The sequence below is a fragment of the Lunatimonas lonarensis genome (assembly GCF_000390185.1).
Lineage (GTDB): Bacteria > Bacteroidota > Bacteroidia > Cytophagales > Cyclobacteriaceae > Lunatimonas > Lunatimonas lonarensis.
This window is the reverse complement of the sequence record NZ_AQHR01000023.1, coordinates 1-2,399: the sequence shown is the minus strand read 5'-3', so window position 1 is coordinate 2,399 and position 2,399 is coordinate 1. Positions and strand designations below refer to the sequence as shown.

General features: G+C 43.5%; 2 protein-coding genes. Both read left to right on the top strand.

What is annotated here, in order from left to right; all coding sequences use genetic code 11:
• A partial coding sequence (gene istA, locus ADIS_RS03560) for an IS21 family transposase (protein WP_010852954.1) occupies positions 1 to 1,572 on the top strand: 1,572 nt, incomplete at its 5' end.
• Between the two features lie 12 nt (positions 1,573 to 1,584).
• A complete protein-coding gene (gene istB / locus ADIS_RS03555) occupies positions 1,585 to 2,307 on the top strand; it encodes an IS21-like element helper ATPase IstB (RefSeq protein WP_010852953.1) in 723 nt (240 codons plus the stop codon).
• The last annotated feature ends 92 nt before the right edge of the window (positions 2,308 to 2,399 follow it).

Here is a 2,399-nt window from a genome sequence, read left to right as displayed (position 1 = left end):
ATGAGTCAGATAAAACAATTATTGATACTTAACAGGCAGGGCAAAGGAATCAAAACCATTGCCCGAACTCTTGGCATGAGCAAGAACACTGTCAAGACCTACCTTTTCAAGCTTGATAAGCTGTTGTCAGGCAATGGGACTAATCAAACGTTGGATGCGCTCCTCAGCCTTGATGAGCCTGAATTATACCCTTTGTTCCATCCCGGTAATCCCTCCTATAAAGACCCGAGATACGAGTATTTTAAGGACAATCTTGAAACGTATCAAAAAGAGCTGAAAAAAACAGGCGTTACCAGAACCGTTCTGTGGGAAGAATACAGACAGTCAAATCCGAATGGGTATAGCTACTCCCAATTCTGTTTTCATCTTGACCAGCAAGAGACTGCAAAGGGAAAAGCGAAGCCCAGTATGGTTCTGGACCATAAGCCTGGGGAAAAGCTCTACATAGATTTTGCAGGAAAGACCATTCCCTATATCGACAGGGAAACAGGAGAAGTTATACAATGCCAGTTTTTTGTGGCCTGCTTACCGTATTCGGATTATGCTTTTGCCATGGCCATACCATCACAGACCACCTCTGATTTTCTGTATGCACTCGGGATGTGCCTGCAGGATCTTGGAGGAGTACCACAGCTTTTGGTTCCCGACAATCTCAAGGCTGCCGTAACAAAAGCAGACAGGTACGAACCTGATATTAACAAGGCTATGGAAGATTTTGCCAATCACTATGGCACGGCTGTCCTCCCTGCAAGGGTAAGAAAGCCCCAGGATAAAGCACTGGTTGAAAACCAGGTCAAAATCCTTTATTCCAGGGTATATGCCAAACTCAGGAACATGCAGTTCTTTGATATAACCTCGCTTAACGAAGCGATAAGACAGCGGGTGAAAAGCCATAACCAGACAAGGATGCAGAAGAAACCGTTCTGCAGGGAAGAGAAGTTTATTGCAGATGAAAAACCATTGCTCCAACAGCTCCCTGTTGAGCCCTTTGAGCTCCGCTTTTATTCCACCCACAAAGTTGCCAAAAATAACCATATTTATCTTTCCCAGGACAGGCATTACTACAGTGTTCCCCATACCCTTGTCGGGTGTGATGTTAAGGTAGGCTGTACAAGGTCCATGGTATACATCTATCATGAAGGTAGCAAAGTGGCCGTTCACCCCAGATGCGATAAACAGGGGCTTTACTCTACTGTAAAAGAACATCTTTCTTCCCATCACCAACACTACAGGGACAGAAGTCCAGACTATTATAAAAACAAAGCCTTAAAGATATCAAAGGTGTTCCATGAGTTTGTCTGTCTTCTCTTTGAACAGCAAAAATACCCCGAGCAAGTATACAGGTCCTGTGACGGCCTGCTCAGTTTGGCAAGACAGTATGAACTTGATGCCATCGAAAAAGCATGCAGAACGGCAATAGCGTATAAAAAATTCTCTTACAAGTTCATTCAGAATATCATAGAGAACAGGATGGAAGATGAACGTATCCCTGAAAAAAAGAGGGAACTTCCAAAACACAATAACCTTAGGGGGAGAGACTATTACGACAATCAACAACAAACACTTGATTAAATCCAAACAGTTATGGCCAATCAGATCGAATCGCAGTTTGCAAAACTTAAACTGCACGGCATGTCCAAAACATGGACTGCACTCAAAGAAACAAGGAAAACCCAGGGACTTTCCTTTAGCGAAGGTCTTGAGCTGCTCTTACAGGCAGAAGAACTTGAAAGGGACAACAGAAGGTTCAAAAGGCTCGAAACCAATGCCGCCTTCAGATACAAAGCATCACTTGAAGAACTGAAACTCGATAAGAACAGAGGGCTTGATGACCTGATGCTCACCACACTGGCCACCTGCGGGTTTATTGACAGGGGAGATGCGGTACTGATTACAGGAGCTACAGGCTGCGGTAAAAGTTATCTTGCCTCAGCACTCGGCCACCAGGCATGTCTCAAGGGGTATAAGGTAGCCTACTTCAATACACAGAAACTGTTGCTCAAAACCAAAATCGCAAGATTGGAAGGGACTATCGTGAGATTCTTCGATAAGCTTGCAAAAACAGACCTGCTTATCTTTGATGACTTTGGACTTACACACCTCGATAAACAACAACAAATGGATTTTATGGAAATGATAGAGGACAGACACAGCAAAAAATCAACAATCATCGTCAGCCAGTTACCGGTACCAAGTTGGTATGATGTTATAGGAGAAGAAACAATTGCAGACGCTATCCTTGATAGATTGGTTCACTCTTCTTACAGAATAGAGTTGAAAGGAGAAAGTCTGAGAAAAAAAATGTAAAATTGTCAGTCTAACAGATTATAGAACCAACCCCATTTTTAAGGGGGGTCAATATGCCCGGAACGGGGGTCAGTATTGTCCGGAATATCCAT

Bases quoted from the DNA above. Each gene is read 5' to 3' on its own strand.
- istB (WP_010852953.1), top strand. From the start codon at position 1,585: ATGGCCAATCAGATCGAATCGCAGTTTGCAAAACTTAAACTGCACGGC.